This window comes from Nocardioides sp., assembly GCF_030150155.1.
Lineage (GTDB): Bacteria > Actinomycetota > Actinomycetes > Propionibacteriales > Nocardioidaceae > Nocardioides.
In genome coordinates this window covers 41,293-57,964 of sequence record NZ_JASLGR010000048.1, presented here as the reverse complement: position 1 = coordinate 57,964, position 16,672 = coordinate 41,293, and the positions used below count along the sequence as shown (strand labels likewise).

11 protein-coding genes are annotated in these 16,672 nt (G+C 67.3%); all 11 read right to left on the bottom strand.

The annotated features are described in order from the left end of the window. Window positions 1-60 precede the first annotated feature (60 nt). Entirely contained in the window at window positions 61-3,906 is a 3,846-nt protein-coding gene (locus tag Q1V88_RS15735; protein WP_300682239.1) for a DNA-directed RNA polymerase subunit beta', read from the bottom strand. A gap of 22 nt (window positions 3,907-3,928) precedes the next feature. Further along, window positions 3,929-7,405, bottom strand: coding sequence for a DNA-directed RNA polymerase subunit beta (gene rpoB, locus Q1V88_RS15730; protein WP_300682238.1), 3,477 nt, complete (start codon window positions 7,403-7,405; stop codon window positions 3,929-3,931). 280 nt (window positions 7,406-7,685) lie between these two features. Continuing rightward, window positions 7,686-8,270 (bottom strand): hypothetical protein, encoded by a 585-nt coding sequence (locus Q1V88_RS15725; RefSeq protein ID WP_300682237.1) that lies wholly within the window; start codon window positions 8,268-8,270, stop codon window positions 7,686-7,688. Further along, complete coding sequence (locus Q1V88_RS15720; protein WP_300682236.1) at window positions 8,267-8,845, bottom strand: hypothetical protein; 579 nt, start codon at window positions 8,843-8,845, stop codon at window positions 8,267-8,269. The genes Q1V88_RS15725 and Q1V88_RS15720 overlap by 4 nt, the downstream gene beginning before the upstream one ends. Then, on the bottom strand, window positions 8,842-10,038 hold the full coding sequence (locus Q1V88_RS15715) for an MlaD family protein (protein ID WP_300682235.1): 1,197 nt from the start codon (window positions 10,036-10,038) through the stop codon (window positions 8,842-8,844). The genes Q1V88_RS15720 and Q1V88_RS15715 overlap by 4 nt, the downstream gene beginning before the upstream one ends. Next, complete coding sequence (locus Q1V88_RS15710) at window positions 10,035-11,525, bottom strand: MCE family protein (protein ID WP_300682234.1); 1,491 nt, start codon at window positions 11,523-11,525, stop codon at window positions 10,035-10,037. The genes Q1V88_RS15715 and Q1V88_RS15710 overlap by 4 nt, the downstream gene beginning before the upstream one ends. 11 nt (window positions 11,526-11,536) lie before the next feature. Further along, window positions 11,537-12,670, bottom strand: a complete 1,134-nt coding sequence (locus tag Q1V88_RS15705) for an MCE family protein (protein WP_300682233.1) — start codon at window positions 12,668-12,670, stop codon at window positions 11,537-11,539. Next, on the bottom strand, window positions 12,670-13,689 hold the full coding sequence (locus tag Q1V88_RS15700) for an MCE family protein (RefSeq protein ID WP_300682232.1): 1,020 nt from the start codon (window positions 13,687-13,689) through the stop codon (window positions 12,670-12,672). The genes Q1V88_RS15705 and Q1V88_RS15700 overlap by 1 nt, the downstream gene beginning before the upstream one ends. An 8-nt stretch (window positions 13,690-13,697) precedes the next feature. Continuing rightward, window positions 13,698-14,750: an MlaD family protein gene (locus Q1V88_RS15695; RefSeq protein ID WP_300682231.1), complete on the bottom strand. Its 1,053-nt coding sequence runs from the start codon at window positions 14,748-14,750 to the stop codon at window positions 13,698-13,700. After that, window positions 14,747-15,841: an MCE family protein gene (locus Q1V88_RS15690; protein WP_300682230.1), complete on the bottom strand. Its 1,095-nt coding sequence runs from the start codon at window positions 15,839-15,841 to the stop codon at window positions 14,747-14,749. Before Q1V88_RS15690 ends, Q1V88_RS15695 begins: the two co-directional genes overlap by 4 nt. After that, window positions 15,838-16,668, bottom strand: coding sequence for an ABC transporter permease (locus tag Q1V88_RS15685; protein ID WP_300682249.1), 831 nt, complete (start codon window positions 16,666-16,668; stop codon window positions 15,838-15,840). Before Q1V88_RS15685 ends, Q1V88_RS15690 begins: the two co-directional genes overlap by 4 nt. Between the last annotated feature and the right edge of the window lie 4 nt (window positions 16,669-16,672).

Genomic DNA, 16,672 nt, shown 5'->3' with positions numbered 1-16,672 from the left:
AAGGCAGACGCCCTGCCCACCAGGAGGCGGGCAGGGCGTCTGTCGTGCAGATCGACTCGATCAGTTCTGGTACGAGCCGAAGTCGAAGTCGTCGAGAGCGACGGCCTGACCAGTGCCGTGACCGAAGTCGTAATCGTAGTTGTCGTAGCCGGTGACGGAGTAGGCCGCAGCGCGGGCCTCCTCGGTCGGCTCGACCCGGATGTTGCGGTAGCGCTCCAGGCCGGTGCCGGCCGGGATGAGCTTACCGATGATGACGTTCTCCTTCAGGCCGCGCAGGCTGTCGGAGCGCCCGTTGATGGCCGCGTCGGTGAGGACTCGGGTGGTCTCCTGGAAGGAGGCCGCCGAGAGCCACGACTCGGTCGCGAGCGACGCCTTGGTGATACCCATCAGCTCCGGACGACCCGAGGCCGGCTTGCCGCCCTCGGAGACGACCCGACGGTTCTCCGACTCGTACTTCGAGCGGTCGACCAGGTCGGACGGGAGCAGGTTGGTGTCACCCGACTCGAGCACGGTGATCCGGCGCAGCATCTGCCGCACGATGATCTCGATGTGCTTCGCGTGGATGGCCACACCCTGGGACTTGTACACGCCCTGGACCTCGTCGACGAGGTGCTTCTGGGTGGAGCGGACACCGAGGATGCGCAGCACCTCCTTCGGGTCGGGGGTACCGACCGTCAGGGTGCGACCGACCTCGACGTGCTCGCCGTCGGCGACGTTGAGGCGCGAACGACGCGACACCACGTACTCGATGACGTCCGAACCGTCGTCGGGGGTGACCAGGACCTTGCGGGCCTTGTCCGTCTCCTCGATCTGAACGCGGCCGGCGGCCTCGCTGATCGGGGCGACACCCTTCGGGGTGCGGGCCTCGAAGAGCTCCACGACGCGGGGAAGACCCTGCGTGATGTCGTCAGCCGAGGCCACACCACCGGTGTGGAAGGTACGCATGGTCAGCTGCGTGCCGGGCTCACCGATGGACTGGGCGGCGATGATGCCGACCGCCTCACCGATGTCGACCAGCTTGCCGGTGGCCAGCGAACGGCCATAGCACTTCGCGCAGGTACCCGTCGCAGCCTCACAGGTGAGGACCGAACGGATCTTGATCTCGGTCACGCCGGCCTCGATGAGCTCGGCGATCTTGACGTCACCCAGGTCGTCGCCGGGCTGGGCCAGGACGTCGCCGTTGGGGGCGACGACCTCGGTCGCAGCGGTCCGGGCGTACGCCGTGGTCTCGACGTCGTCGTTGATCAGGTCCACGACGAAGCCACGCTCGGTGCCACAGTCCTCCTCGCGAATGATGACGTCCTGGGAGACGTCGACCAGACGACGGGTGAGGTAACCGGAGTCAGCGGTACGCAGAGCGGTGTCGGCCAGACCCTTACGAGCACCGTGGGTCGAGATGAAGTACTCGAGCACCGACAGGCCTTCACGGAAGTTGGCCTTGATCGGGCGCGGGATGATCTCGCCCTTCGGGTTCGCGACCAGACCACGCATGGCGCCGACCTGGCGGATCTGGTTGAAGTTACCCGAGGCACCCGAGGTGACCTGCATGAAGATCGGGTTCTTCTTGTCGAAGGCCTTCTCCATCGCCTCACCGACGACCTTGGCGGCCTCGGTCCAGATCTCGATGAGCTCCTGACGGCGCTCCTCGTCAGTGACGAGACCACGCTCGTACTGCTTCTGGATCTTGGCGGCCTTGGCCTCGTAGCCGGCCAGGATCTCGGTCTTGTTCGCCGGCGTGGTGACGTCGTCGATCGAGACCGTGACACCCGAACGGGTGGCCCAGTGGAAGCCGTTGTCCTTGAGGGCGTCCAGGGACGCCGCGACGACGACCTTGGGGTAACGCTCGGCCAGCGCGTTGACGATCGCGCCGAGACGCTTCTTGCCGACCTCCTCGTTGACGTACGGGAAGTCCGCCGGCAGCGTGTCGTTGAAGATCGTCCGGCCGAGGGTGGTCTCGAGGATGACCGGGTCGCCCGCGGTCCAGCCCTCGGGGGCCTCCCAGTCCTCCGGCGGCACGATGTCGTTGAGCCGGATCTTGACCTGCGACTGCAGGGTGATCTCGCGACGGTCGAACGCCATGATCGCCTCGGCGGGCGAGCTGAACGCACGGCCGACACCGGGCTGGTCGTCGCGGTCGGTGGTCAGGAAGAACAGACCGATGATCATGTCCTGCGACGGCATCGTCACCGGACGACCGTCCGACGGCTTGAGGATGTTGTTCGTCGAGAGCATGAGCACGCGGGCCTCAGCCTGAGCCTCCGCCGACAGCGGCAGGTGAACAGCCATCTGGTCACCATCGAAGTCGGCGTTGAAGGCGCCACAGACCAGCGGGTGCAGCTGGATGGCCTTGCCCTCGATCAGCTGCGGCTCGAACGCCTGGATGCCGAGACGGTGCAGGGTAGGTGCACGGTTCAGCAGGACCGGGTGCTCGGTGATGACCTCTTCGAGGACGTCCCACACGACCGGACGGGCGCGCTCGACCATCCGCTTGGCGGACTTGATGTTCTGAGCGTGGCTCAGGTCCACCAGGCGCTTCATCACGAACGGCTTGAAGAGCTCCAGGGCCATCTGCTTGGGCAGACCGCACTGGTGCAGCTTCAGCTGCGGACCCGAGACGATGACGGAACGACCCGAGTAGTCGACGCGCTTACCGAGCAGGTTCTGACGGAAGCGACCCTGCTTGCCCTTGAGCATGTCGGAGAGCGACTTGAGCGGGCGGTTGCCCGGACCGGTCACCGGACGACCACGACGGCCGTTGTCGAACAGCGAGTCGACGGCCTCCTGGAGCATCCGCTTCTCGTTGTTGACGATGATCTCCGGGGCACCGAGGTCGAGCAGACGCTTGAGTCGGTTGTTCCGGTTGATCACGCGGCGGTACAGGTCGTTCAGGTCGGAGGTCGCGAAGCGGCCACCGTCGAGCTGCACCATCGGGCGCAGGTCCGGCGGGATGACCGGGACGGCGTCCAGGACCATGCCGATCGGCTGGTTGCCGGTCTTGCGGAACGCGTCGACGACCTTGAGCCGCTTGAGCGCACGCACCTTGCGCTGACCCTTGCCGGTGGCGATGGTCTCGCGCAGGGACTCGACCTCGGCAGCGATGTCGAAGTCCTGCAGGCGCTTCTGGATCGCCGTGGCGCCCATGTGGCCCTCGAAGTACTTGCCGAACCAGTTCTTCATCTCGCGGTAGAGCAGCTCGTCACCCATCAGGTCCTGGACCTTGAGGTTCTTGAACGTGTCCCACACGGCCTCGAGGCGAGCGAGCTCACCCTCGGACCGCTTGCGGATGGAGTTGAGCTCGCGCTCGGCACCGTCGCGGACCTTGCGCTTCTGGTCCGCCTTGGCGCCCTCGGCCTCCAGAGCCGCGAGGTCCTCCTCGAGCTTCTTCTGGCGGTCGTTGAGCGCGGTGTCCATGCGCTTGGTGAGACGGTCGCGCTCCAGGCCGACCTTGTTCTCCAGCGACGGCAGGTCGCGGTGACGCGCGTCCTCGTCGACGGAGGTGATCATGTAGGCAGCGAAGTAGATGACCTTCTCGAGGTCCTTCGGGGCGAGGTCGAGCAGGTAGCCCAGTCGCGACGGCACGCCCTTGAAGTACCAGATGTGGGTCACGGGAGCGGCCAGCTCGATGTGGCCCATCCGCTCGCGGCGCACCTTGGAGCGGGTGACCTCGACGCCACAACGCTCACAGATGATGCCCTTGAAGCGGACGCGCTTGTACTTGCCGCAGTAGCACTCCCAGTCCCGGGTCGGGCCGAAGATCTTCTCGCAGAAGAGTCCGTCCCGCTCGGGCTTGAGCGTGCGGTAGTTGATGGTCTCCGGCTTCTTGACCTCGCCGTGGCTCCACGCGCGGATCTCGTCCGCGGTGGCCAGGCCGATCTTCAGCTGGTCGAAGAAGTTAACGTCCAACACTTTTTTGAATACCTACCCTTACTCAGACTTCTTCGACGGACGACGGCTCGCGACGGGAGAGATCGATACCGAGCTCCTCGGCCGCACGGAAGACGTCTTCCTCAGCGTCCTTGAGCTCGATCGCGCTGCCGTCCTGGGAAAGGACCTCGACGTTCAGGCAGAGCGACTGCATCTCCTTGACGAGAACCTTGAACGACTCGGGGATACCGGAGTCGGGGATGTTCTCGCCCTTGACGATGGCCTCGTAGACCTTCACACGCCCGGGGACGTCGTCGGACTTGATCGTGAGCAGCTCCTGGAGGGCGTAGGCGGCGCCGTACGCCTCCATCGCCCAGACCTCCATCTCACCGAAGCGCTGGCCACCGAACTGGGCCTTACCGCCGAGCGGCTGCTGGGTGATCATGGAGTACGGACCGGTCGAACGCGCGTGGATCTTGTCGTCGACCAGGTGGTGGAGCTTGAGGATGTACTTGTAACCCACGGCGACCGGCTCCGGGAACGGCTCGCCGGAGCGGCCGTCGAAGAGGCGGGCCTTGCCGTCGGTGCCGACCAGGCGGACACCGTCACGGTTCGGGTTGGTCGCACCGAGGAGACCGGTGATCTCGTCCTCGAGGGCACCGTCGAAGACCGGCGTGGCGACCTTGGTCCCCGGCTCGGCCTTGTCGGCGTGGATCGCCATCAGGCGCTCGGCCCACTCCGTGCTCTTGACGTTCTTGTCGTCGTGCAGGTCCAGGTCCCAACCCTGCTTGGCAAGCCAGCCGAGGTGGAGCTCGAGGACCTGACCGATGTTCATTCGACGCGGAACACCGAGCGGGTTGAGCATGACGTCGACCGGGGTGCCGTCCTCCATGAACGGCATGTCCTCGATCGGCAGGATCTTGGCGATGACACCCTTGTTGCCGTGACGGCCGGCGAGCTTGTCACCCACGGAGATCTTGCGCTTCTGGGCCACGTAGACGCGGACCAGCTGGTTGACGCCCGGCGGCAGCTCGTCGCCCTCTTCGCGGTCGAAGACGCGGACACCGATGACGGTGCCCTCCTCGCCGTGCGGGACCTTCATCGAGGTGTCGCGGACCTCGCGCGCCTTCTCACCGAAGATCGCGCGGAGCAGGCGCTCCTCCGGGGTCAGCTCGGTCTCACCCTTGGGCGTGACCTTGCCGACCAGGATGTCGCCGGTCGAGACCTCGGCACCGATCCGGATGATGCCGCGCTCGTCGAGGTCGGCCAGACCCTCCTCGGAGACGTTCGGGATGTCCCGCGTGATCTCCTCCGGGCCGAGCTTGGTGTCGCGAGCGTCGACCTCGTGCTCCTCGATGTGGATCGAGGTGAGGTAGTCCTGCTGCACGAGGCGCTGCGACAGGATGATCGCGTCCTCGTAGTTGTGACCCTGCCAGGGCATGAACGCGACCAGCAGGTTCTGGCCGAGCGCCATCTCGGCACCCTCGGTGGCCGGACCGTCGGCGATCGGCGTGCCGACCTCGACGCGGTCACCCTCGGCGACGAGCGGGATCTCGTTGACGCAGGTGCCCTGGTTGGAGCGCTTGAACTTGGACAGCTTGTACGTCGAGTACGTGCCGTCGTCGTTCATGGTCTCGATGACGTCGGCGGAGACGTCCTTGACCACACCGGCCTTCTTGGCGACCATCACGTCACCGGCGTCGACCGCGGCGCGGTACTCGATGCCGGTGCCGACCAGGGGGGCCTCGCTGCGCACCAGCGGAACCGCCTGGCGCTGCATGTTGGCACCCATCAGGGCGCGGTTGGCGTCGTCGTGCTCGAGGAACGGGATCAGGGCGGTCGCGACCGACACCATCTGGCGCGGGGAGACGTCCATGTAGTCGACCTCGGCGGCCGGGACCTCGGAGACCTCGCCGTCGGCGAGACGGACCAGGACCCGCTCGTCGACGAACTTGCCGTTGGCGTCGAGCGTGGCGTTGGCCTGCGCGATGACGGTCTTCGACTCGTCGTCAGCGGTCAGGTAGTCGATCTTGTCGGTGACGACACCGTCGACGACCTTGCGGTACGGCGTCTCGACGAAGCCGAACGGGTTGATCCGCCCGAACGACGCGAGCGAGCCGATCAGACCGATGTTCGGGCCTTCCGGCGTCTCGATCGGGCACATCCGGCCGTAGTGCGACGGGTGGACGTCTCGGACCTCCATGCCGGCGCGGTCACGGGAGAGACCACCCGGGCCGAGGGCGGAGAGACGACGCTTGTGCGTCAGGCCCGACAGCGGGTTGTTCTGGTCCATGAACTGCGACAGCTGGGACGTTCCGAAGAACTCCTTGAGCGCGGCCACGACGGGACGGATGTTGATCAGGGACTGCGGCGTGATCGCCTCGACGTCCTGGGTCGTCATCCGCTCGCGCACGACGCGCTCCATCCGGGCCAGACCGGTGCGGAGCTGGTTCTGGATGAGCTCGCCGACGGTGCGCATCCGGCGGTTGCCGAAGTGGTCGATGTCGTCGGGGGCGATGTCGATCAGGCCCTGCGGCGTCTCGAGCTGGGTGCGGCCGTCGTGCAGCGCGACGATGTACTTGATCGCGGCGACGATGTCGTCGACGGTCAGCGTCTGCTGGTCGAAGGCCTCGAGCAGGCCGAGCTTCTTGTTGATCTTGTAGCGACCGACCTTGGCCGTGTCGTACCGCTTCGAGTTGAAGTAGTAGTTGTTCAGCAGGGTCTGGGCGGCCTCGCGCGTCGGCGGCTCGCCCGGACGGAGCTTGCGGTAGATGTCCAGCAGGGCGTCGTCCTGGCCGGTGGTGTTGTCCTTCTCCAGGGTCAACATCATCGACTCGTACTCGCCGAACTCCTCACGGATCTGCTCCGTGGTCCAGCCGAGCGCCTTGAGCAGCACGGTGACGTTCTGCTTGCGCTTGCGGTCGAGGCGGACGCCGACCAGGTCACGCTTGTCGATCTCGAACTCGAGCCACGCGCCGCGGCTCGGGATGAGCTTCGCGGTGAAGATGTCCTTGTCGGAGGTCTTGTCCGCGGTGCGCTCGAAGTAGACGCCCGGCGAACGGACGAGCTGGGAGACGACGACACGCTCGGTGCCGTTGATGATGAAGGTGCCCTTGTCGGTCATGAGCGGGAAGTCGCCCATGAAGACCGTCTGGCCCTTGATCTCACCGGTGTCGTTGTTGGTGAACTCGGCGGAGACGTAGAGCGGAGCGGAGTAGGTGAAGTCCTTCTCCTTGCACTCGTCGGCCGTGTACTTGGGGTCGTAGAAGACCGGGTTCTCGAACGAGAGCGACATCGTCTCGGAGAAGTCCTCGATCGGGGAGAGCTCTTCGAAGATCTCCTCGAGGCCCGACTTGTCGGAGACGTCCTCGCCTGCGGCGCGGCGAGCGGCGATCCGCTCGGCATGGACCTCGTTACCGACCAGCCAATCGAAGCTGTCGGTCTGGAGTGCAAGGAGCTGCGGAACCTCGAGGGGCTCGTTGATCTTTGCGAAAGAAAGGCGACGGGAAGTGGAATCAGCGGAGGAGCTGCGCGCGGCCAAGAGGAATCCTTCAACAGGTTTCGCTGGTGGATAGCGCGACACCCACCACCCGAGGGTCACCGGACAGACCCGGGGCATTTGAGGGCACGCGCAAAGCGCTACGCTACATCAAAAGACGGCGCGACTCAACCCCGACGTTCTTCCCGCCCTCTCGGCACAGTCGGCTTTCGCGGAAGATGATGCGCCGATCCGGTCAGCAGGTCAAGCACCTCGGCCCGCGCGCGGCGTGCCGTACGGCGTGTCGGGGCTGCCCCGGGCCGGCGTACGGCGTCGTCGGCGACTAGTCGGTGGTGAGGTCGTCGATCAGCCACCGGCCGCCCGAGCGCACCATCGTGACCGTGACGTGGTCCTCGTAGGTGACCGGCGTCGTGGTGGTGGCGTTGCTCGTCGGGCGGTCGACCAGGACCAGCACCTGCACCCGGTCCGGGGTGGCGTGCACGACGCCCGAGCCGACCACGGTCGCCGTGATCACGGTCTTGGAGGCCGGGGCGTTCTTCTTCACCGTCGCCCACAGCGGGGCGAACTGCGCGGTGCGGTAGCGCGAGGTCAGGTAGCTCTCGGCGTCCTTCTCGTTCTCGTCCAGGGTCCGGTAGTCGTAGGCGACCACCGGCACGATGGCCTGCTCGGCCGCGTGCTGGGCGGCCACGGCGGCGTCCTCGGCCGCGACCGGGTCAGGCCGGCTCCACGACCAGGCCGCCACGCTGACCAGGGCCAGGGCGAGCACGCCGAGCACGGCGATCAGCCAGCCCGGCACCGGACGCGACGGGCGTCGCTCCGCTGCCGTCGACCCGTCGGTCGACTCGGCGGTCGTCTCGCCGGTCGACTCGCCGGCGTTCTCGGTGTCGGCCACGCTCTGCTCGCTCACTTCGTCACCTGCTGCTGCGCCTCGGCCCCGACCGGGGTGAAGTCGTCGACCTTCCAGTCACCGCCCTGGCGCACCAGGGAGACCTCGACCCGATAGGGCTGCGGGTCGGCCGACTGCCGCTTGGAGGTGTCCTTCGGGTGCTTGGCGTCGGGGAAGGAGTTGGTCAGCTCCCCCACCACCAGCACCGTGGCCCTCCCCCGGTCCAGGTCGAGGTCGCCGACTCCGGCGGAGTAGACCTTCGTCTGCCGGTCCAGACCGGCCTGCGTCACGGTCGCCTCGGCGTAGGGCACGTTCTGGTCGAACGCGGACTTGAACTTCGTCGTCACCAGCGCCTCCACCCCACTGCGGTACGTCGGCATCGTGGAGCCCTGCACCAGATCGGGCCCGTAGGTGTTGACCCGCTTCATGAAGGCCCGGGCCTGCCCCATCACGGTGTCGCGGGCGTCCTGGGTGGCGTTGTCCGTCTTCCACGGCAGACCGTCACGGTGCGCGGCCTGGTAGCCCAGGGCGGCCACCGCCAGCACCATCACGACCCCGAGCACGGCGACGATCCCGCGTCGCAGCAGCGGGCTCACTGCGGTGCTCCCCAGCTGAACGACCTCGACGTCGGGTCATAGGAACCGATCACCGAAGAAGTATCCACGTCGCCGGTCGCCGGGGCGGCCCGATTGAGGTTCTGGGCACCGCGCGGGTTCGACTTCGTCGCCGGGTCGGCACAGCGCGCGGAGGTGTTGAGCGCCCGGTTCGAGCCGTCCTGGGGCGCCCGCTTCTTGGTGTTGTAGCCGTTCGTGCAGAGTTTGTCCGGGGTCAGCACCAGGCCGAAGTGGGCATCCCACTGGCCGCTGACGTTGTCCTTGCTGACCACGGTGAACCCGCCCTCGACGACGTACGGGTAGATCACCAGGATCGCCTTGAGGCCGGGCAGCTTCTGGTAGATCACGTCGCCGATGGTGACCGACTCGCTCAGCAGCTGGGTGAGGTCGACGTTGTTGTCGTCGAGGAACTGCTTGAGCAGCGAGGCCCCCGCGGCGCCGTTGGTGATCAGGGTGCGCAGGTCCTTGTCGCTGCCGGCCAGCACGCCGCTGAACAGCGAGAGGTTCTTGGCGAAGCTGGTCAGCGCCGACCCGGTGGCGACCTGACCCGAGAGCACCGTGTTGGCGTCCTTGATCAGGGCCGTGGTGGTGTCGAAGTTGGCGTCGGCGGTCTTGAGGAACGACGTGGTCGAGTCCAGGATCGTCTGGAGGTCGCCCGCGGTGCCCGCGAAGGCGGTGCCGAGCTCGTGGATCGTGGTCGCCAGGGACTGCTGGTTGACCGATCCGACGGTCTTGGCGGCGTCGCCGAGCAGGGTCTCGGTCGGCAGCGGGGTGCGGGTCTTGGCGACGGCGATCTGGGAGCCCTGGCGCAGGTACGGTCCACTGTTCGTGGCCGGCTGGAGGTCGACGTACTGCTCACCGACGGCCGAACGGTTGGCGACCGCGGCGATCGTGTCGCTCGGGATCGAGCGCCACTTCTTGTCCACGTCGAGGTGGACGTCGACGCCGTCGTCGGTCAGCACGAGCTTGCTCACGGTGCCGACCTTGACCCCCCGCCAGTCGACCTCGGCACCCTCGTAGATGCCACCGGAGGAGGCGAAGTGCGCCACCACCGTGTACGCCGGATCGTGCACCAGCCGGTCCAGGCGGGCGTACTTCGCGCCGGCGAAGCTCACCCCGAGCAGGGTGATGAGAGCGAAGACGACGAGCTGGATCCTCGTGCGCTGGGTGATCACTGGGCACCTCCGGTGGCGAGGCCGGGAACGAGGAGCCGCACCAGGGTCGGGTCATAGGCCCGGCTGAGCTCGGAGTAGCTGAACCGCCCCGACACGGTGCCGCTCGCCGACGGTGCCGCCGACCCGGACGGCCCGGAGGAGGCGGTGGCCGTCGGTGACCCCGGCGCGGCCCGCAACAGCCCCGGCAACAGTCCGCTGAGGACGTCGTTGAGCGGGTTCGGCAGCAGCGAGTTGAGCACCGACGGGATCTGCGAGGGCACGATGCCGCTCAGGTTCGGCAGCCCCGGGACCTGGTTGAGCACGTCGCACAGGGCGGTGTCGCGGTTGGAGGGCTTCTTGCACTCGTTGAGGATGTTGACCAGCGTCGTGCCCGAGGCGATCAGGTCCTTGCAGGCCTTGCTGGACAGGCTCCCCGAGGTGAGGCACGTGAGTAGGTTGCCCACCACCGCAGTCGGGTTGATCGCGCTCGGCACCGGGTTGGTCAGGTCGACCAGGGGCTTGGAGGCGTCGATCTCGAGGTCGATGGAGAGGTTGACGTAGTCGCCCATGTGGATGTTGCGGGCGACCTGCGGGTCCCGGCCGACCAGGTCGTCGACGAACGGGTAGGTGAAGACCGTGTCCAGCGAGTTGACCAGGTGGTCACCGGCCGCGGCCAGCTGGGTCAGCGTCGGCTGGAGGTTCTGGAAGATCCGGATCACCTGCGACTTCGACGCCTTGATCACCCGGGTGCCGACCGTGCCGAGGCTGCTCAGCGAGTCCAGCATGGTGACCAGGTCCTGGCGCTGGGAGTCGATGCTGGTCAGCGCCGCCGGGAGGTCCTCCAGGGTCGCGTCGATCGTCTTCTCCTGGGCCCGCGCCGACTTCGCCAGCCGGTCCAGCGCCTCGATCGCGGTGACGATCTCGCCCTTGTGGGTGTCGAGCTGGGTGGCGAACGTGTTCGCCTGGACCAGCACGCTGCGGGCGGCGTCCTCGTGCCCGCCCAGGGCCTTGTTGAGCTCGCTGGCGATCGACTGGAGCTGGGCGACACCGCCGCCGTTGAGCACCAGGCTGAGCGCGCCGAGCACCTCCTCGATCTCCGGGTTGCGTCCGCTGTCGGCCAGGGTGATCGTGTCGCCGCTGGTCAGCTTGACCGCGCTGGCGTCGGAGGCCGGCGCGGCCAGGTCGACGAACTTCTCCCCCAGCAGGCTGGTCTGGCGGATGCTCGCCACCGCGTTGACCGGCAGCGCGGTGTCGCGGCGCAGGGTCAGGTCGACGTCGGCATGCCCGTCGACCAGCCGGATGGACTTCACCTTGCCGACCGTGACGTCGGAGACCTTGACCGCCGAGTCGGGCACCAGGTCGAGCACGTCGGCGAACTCGACGGTGACGTTGATCGGGTTCTTGCCGGTGTCGGCACCGCCGGGCAGCGGCAGGTCGTAGACATCCCAGCGGCAGCCCGAGACGCTGATCGCGACCAGGGCGAGCAGGGTGCCGAGCAGCAGCCTCATCGGTGAGCGCCTCACTTGACCAGCCCTCCCAGCGTCGGATCGGTCCGCTTGCCGACCGCCGATCCGGTGCCGGCGGCCGAGCCGAAGACCTGGCCGGAGCGACCGGCACCACCGAGCGCGTTGCACAGCGTCCCGGTCTTGTCGATGTTGTTCAGGGCCGTGCACAGCGTCAGCGGCAGGTTGCTCAGGCTGTAGGGCAGCAGCTTGTCCAGGTTCGCGTTGGTGTCGAGCGTGCCGGCCTGCGGGTTGTAGGCGTGGAACAGGTTGTCCAGCGCCAGCGGGGCGTTGTCCAGGGTCTCGGCCAGCGCGTCGCGCCGCTTCACGATCACCTTGGCCAGCCGGTTGAGGCTGGAGATGTCGCTGTGCAGCACATCCTTGTTCTCCTTGACGAAGCTCTGCACGTCCCCGAGCGCGGTGGCCAGGTTACGCAGCGAGCTGGCCAGGTCCGACCGCTCCCCGGCGAGCATCTCGGAGACCGAGGCCAGCGAGGTGTTGAACTTCTGCACGGTGCCGTCGTTCTTCGCCAGCGTGTTGATGAACCCCTCCAGCTGGCTGGCCGAGGAGAAGAGCTTGTCCTTGTTGTTGTCCAGCGTCCGGGTCAGGTCACTGAAGTCGCCGATGGTCTGGTGCAGCTGCGCACCCTGACCACCGAAGTTCTTCGCGGTCTGGTCGAGCAGGTCGCTGAGCGCGCCGTTCTTGTTGGCGCCCTCGGGACCGATCGCCTTGACCACGGTGTCGAGGTCGCCGTAGATGTCGTCGAGCTCGAGCGGGGTCGCCGTACGGGAGACGTCGAGGACCGCACCGTCGGCCAGCCGTGGGCCCGAGACGTACGCCGGGGTGAGCTGGATGAACCGGTCGCCGACGACCGAGGGCGACACGATCACGGCCTTGGCGTCGGCCGGCACCTCGACGTCGGCGTCGTAGTGCATCGTCACCTTGACGCTGGTGCCACCGGGCTCGACCTTGTCGACGCTGCCGACGGTCACCCCCAGCACCCGGACCTCGCTGCCCTGGTAGATCGAGACGGTGCGCGGGAACTGCGCGACCACGGTGCGCTGGTCGTGGCCGAGGAAGAGCCGCACGCCGCTCACCACGACCACCAGCGCGATCACCGCCGGCACCACCCACTTCAGCACGGTACGCATCAGCCCACCGCCGGAACGGGAGGGATGTTCTGGATGTAGGAGTCGAACCAGGGACCGTTGCCGAGCACGTTGCTGAACAGCCGGTAGAACGGCGCCATCAGCCGCAGGCTCTCATCGATGTTGTCCTCGTTCTTCTCCAGTACGCCGAGCACGTTCTTCACCTGGGTCAGCGCCGGGTTGAGGTCGGCGCGGCTCTCGGTGATCAGCCCGCTGAGCTGCTGGGACAGGCTCGAGGTGGAGCTCAGCAGGTCGTGCACCGCCTGGCGCCGGGCGACCAGGGCGGTGAAGAGGCTGTCGGCGTCCTTCATCAGGGCGACGATGTCGCCGTCACGCTCGTCGAGCACCTTCGAGACCCGCTGCAGGTTGGTCAGCAGGGTGCCGATCTGCTGGTCCTTGGCGGCCAGGTTCCGCGACAGCGCCGAGACCCCGCTGAGCGCCTGCTTGAAGGAGTCAGGGGTGGTCCGGGTCAGGTCCGAGAGCGTGGTCAGGGCCTCGGCGAGCTGGTTGCTGTCGATGGCGCCGGCGGTGTCGGCCAGTCCGGTGAACGCCTGCACGACGTCGTACGGCGAGGTGGTGCGGGAGACCGGGATCTCGGCGCCCTTCTTCAGCTGACCGTCGCCGGCCGGCTCCAGGGCGACGAACATCGAGCCGAGCAGGGTCTTGACCTTGATCGTGGCCCGGGTGTCGGGGCCGAACGCGGAGTCGGTCTTGAGCCGCAGTCGCACCTTGACGTGCCCGTGGTCCAGGGCGATCTGGTCGACCTTGCCGACCCGGACCCCGGCGATCCTGACCTCGTCGCCGGTCTTGAGGCCACCGGCCTCGGCGAAGTCGGCGTAGTACTTGGTGCCGCCGCCGATCAGCGGCAGGTCCTGGGCCTTGAACGCGGCCAGCATCAGCAGGGCGAGGACCGCCAGGCAGACGGCCCCGACCGTGATCGGGTTGCGCTCGCGGAACGGCTTGAACGCCGGGCGTCCTCCCCCGGGCACGCCCGCGCCGGAGCGGGCCAGCGGCCACCTCATCCGTCGTGTCATCCGAGCTTGCACCTCGTCCCGGTGTTGAGGTTCAGGGTCGACGTACCGAGCTTGATCTGCTGGTTGCCGGGCAGCTTCACCACACCGTTGAAGTCGCACAGGAAGAAGTTGAACCACGAGCCGTAGCTGGCCGTATTACCGATCTTGTTCAGCTTGATCGGCAGCACCTGGAGCGCCCGGTCGAGCTCGCTGCGACCGTTGTTGAGGTTGTCGGCCAGGGCGCGCAGCTGCTTCACGTCGTCGGGGAACGGGTCCCGGATCCCCTTGAGCAGGTCGGCGGTCTGCACCGAGACCTCGGAGATCTGGTCGAGGGAGCCCAGGATGGCGTCCTTGTCCTTGGCCAGTCCGCCGACGAACTGACGGAACGTGGTGATCAGGGAGGAGAGCTGGGTGTCGCGGTCGCCGAGGTGGTTGAGCACCTGGTTCAGGTTGTCGATCAGGGAGTTGATCACCGCGTCGCGCGAGGAGAGCGTCTGGGTCACCGAGGCGGTGTGGGAGAGCAGGCTCTCCAGGGTGCCACCCTCCCCCTGGAAGACCTGGATGATCTCGTAGGAGAGCTTGTTGATGTCGTCGGGCGAGAGCGCCTGGAAGAGCGGCTTGAAGCCGTTGAACAGGGTGCTCAGGTCGAGCGAGGGCTGGGTCTGGGTGATCGGGATGGTCTGCCCGGGCCTCATCCGCGCCCCGCTGTCGAGGGTGTCGGTGAGCGCGAGGTAGCGCTGCCCGACCAGGTTGCGATAGCGGATCGTCGCCTTCGTGGCATCGGCCAGGTGCTGGTCGTCAGCGACGGTGAAGGTCACCAACGCCTTGGTCCGGTCCTTGATCTGGATGTCCTTGACCGTGCCGACCTTGACCCCGGCGATCCGGACGTCGTCGCCCTTGTTCATCCCGGTGGCGTCGGAGAAGACCGCCTCGTAGCGGTTCGAGCCGCCGAAGGAGATGTTGCCGATGGTGAGCACCAGCAGGCCGGTGGCCATCGCGGTGACGACGATGAAGATCAGCAGCCGGACCAGGTCCTTCGCGGTCTTCTTGTCCAGGCCCGTGCGGCTCATCGGACGGCCCCCTGGACGCCGTCGTCGACCTGCGGGACCACCCGCAGCGGGTTGGCCTGGGACCAGTTCGGGGTCGGCAGGTGACCGCAGGTCGGACCCCGGTCCTCGCGCAGCACCGGCTTGTCGGCGGCGGTGTAGGTCCGCGGCTGCTTGGCCAGCGTCTCCAGCACGATGTGCAGCGTGTAGTTGCGGAAGACCCCCGACTCGCGCTGGCCCAGGGCGTCGAGGCCACCGAGCAGGCACGGGAACTCCGGGGAGTACCGGGCGGCGTTGGAGAGCAGGCCGTCGTTGATCTGGGCCAGGCTGGTCAGGCTGCCCTCGTTGGCGAGCAGGAACGCCTTGGCGGTGTTGGACAGGCCGGTGACGTTGGTGAGCAGGTCGTGCACGGGCTGCTGCTGCTCCTTGAGCGTTCCGGTGGTGATGATCGAGTCGCGCAGGATCTGGGCGAGCTTCGGCATGATCGAGCTGTACGTGTTCGACACGGTGGCGGTCTTGCGCAGGTCGTCGATCAGCTCGGGCAGCTGCGGGTTGAGCTTCTTCAGGTAGCCGTCGGCCGTCTCCAGGGTCGAGCCGAGCTCGGCGCCGCGTCCCTCCAACGAGGTCGAGACGGCGTTGAGGGTCATGTTGAGGTCGGCCGGGTCGACGGCGCGCAGCAGCGGGTAGAGGTCGGTCAGGACCGCCTCCAGCTCGGTGGCGACGTGGGTCTTCGCGATCACCGCCCCGGTCCGCAGGGACTGCGACGACGGGGTCGCGGGGATGTCGAGGGAGACGTACTTCTCGCCGAAGAGGGTCTTGGGCAGGATCGCCCCGGTGACGTTGGCCGGCACCGTGTGGAGCTGGCTGGGCTTGATCCCGAGGGTGAGGGTGGCGCCGTCGGCCGTCGCCGTGGTCTTGAGCACCTCGCCGATCAGGACGCCGCGGATCTTCACGTCCGCCCGGTCGGGCAGCTGCAGGCCGAGCGTCGTGGTCTGGAGCGTCACCTCGTCGTACGAGGTGAACTTCTTGGTGAACACGGCGTAGGTCAGCCACACCCCGCCGATCATCAGGGCGAGGAAGCAGACACCGAGCGCACGGAACTTGAGGGCGCTCATCCCGCCAGCCTCACCGTCGTCGCCGTGCCCCAGATCGCCATCGACAGGAAGAGGTCGAGCACGGTGACCGCCACGATGCTGGTGCGCACCGCGCGGCCCACCGCGACACCGACACCGGCAGGACCGCCCGACGCGTTGTAGCCGTGGTAGCAGTGGATCAGGATCACCACGATGCTGAAGACCAGCACCTTGCCGAAGGACCACAGCACGTCGCCGGGCGGCAGGAAGGTGGTGAAGTAGTGGTCGTAGGTGCCGGTGGACTGACCGAAGATCGTGGTCACCGTCACCCGCGTCGCGAAGTACGACGACAGCAGGCCGAGCACGTAGAGCGGCACGATCGCGATCAGGCCGGCCAGGATCCGGGTGGTGACCAGGAACGGCATCGACGGCACCGCCATCACCTCGAGCGCGTCGACCTCCTCGGAGATCCGCATCGCGCCGAGCTGTGCGGTGAAGCCGCAGCCGACCGTGGCGGCCAGGGCGATCGAGGAGACCAGCGGGGCGATCTCGCGGGTGTTGAAGTAGGCGCTGATGAAGCCCGAGAAGGCACTGGTGCCGAGCTGGTTGAGGGCGGCGTAGCCCTGCAGCCCCACCTCGGTGCCGGTGAAGAAGGTCATCGCGGTGATCACGCCGACGGTGCCGCCGATCACGGCCAGGGCACCGCTGCCCAGGGTCACCTCGGCCAGCAGCCGGGCGACCTCCTTGCGGTAGCGCCGGGCGGCACGCGGCATCCAGGCCAGCGCCTTGAGGTAGAACGCCAGCTCGCGGCCGAGGTGGTCCAGGCCGTTCATCGGCTTGCGCACCACGTTGCTCACGGTGGCGCTCATCGAG

Coding starts and splice junctions, on each gene's coding strand:
- Q1V88_RS15700 (WP_300682232.1), bottom strand. CDS start 13,689: ATGAGGTGGCCGCTGGCCCGCTCCGGCGCGGGCGTGCCCGGGGGAGGA.
- Q1V88_RS15710 (WP_300682234.1), bottom strand. CDS start 11,525: ATGAGGCTGCTGCTCGGCACCCTGCTCGCCCTGGTCGCGATCAGCGTC.
- Q1V88_RS15705 (WP_300682233.1), bottom strand. CDS start 12,670: ATGCGTACCGTGCTGAAGTGGGTGGTGCCGGCGGTGATCGCGCTGGTG.
- Q1V88_RS15685 (WP_300682249.1), bottom strand. CDS start 16,668: ATGAGCGCCACCGTGAGCAACGTGGTGCGCAAGCCGATGAACGGCCTG.
- Q1V88_RS15695 (WP_300682231.1), bottom strand. CDS start 14,750: ATGAGCCGCACGGGCCTGGACAAGAAGACCGCGAAGGACCTGGTCCGG.
- Q1V88_RS15690 (WP_300682230.1), bottom strand. CDS start 15,841: ATGAGCGCCCTCAAGTTCCGTGCGCTCGGTGTCTGCTTCCTCGCCCTG.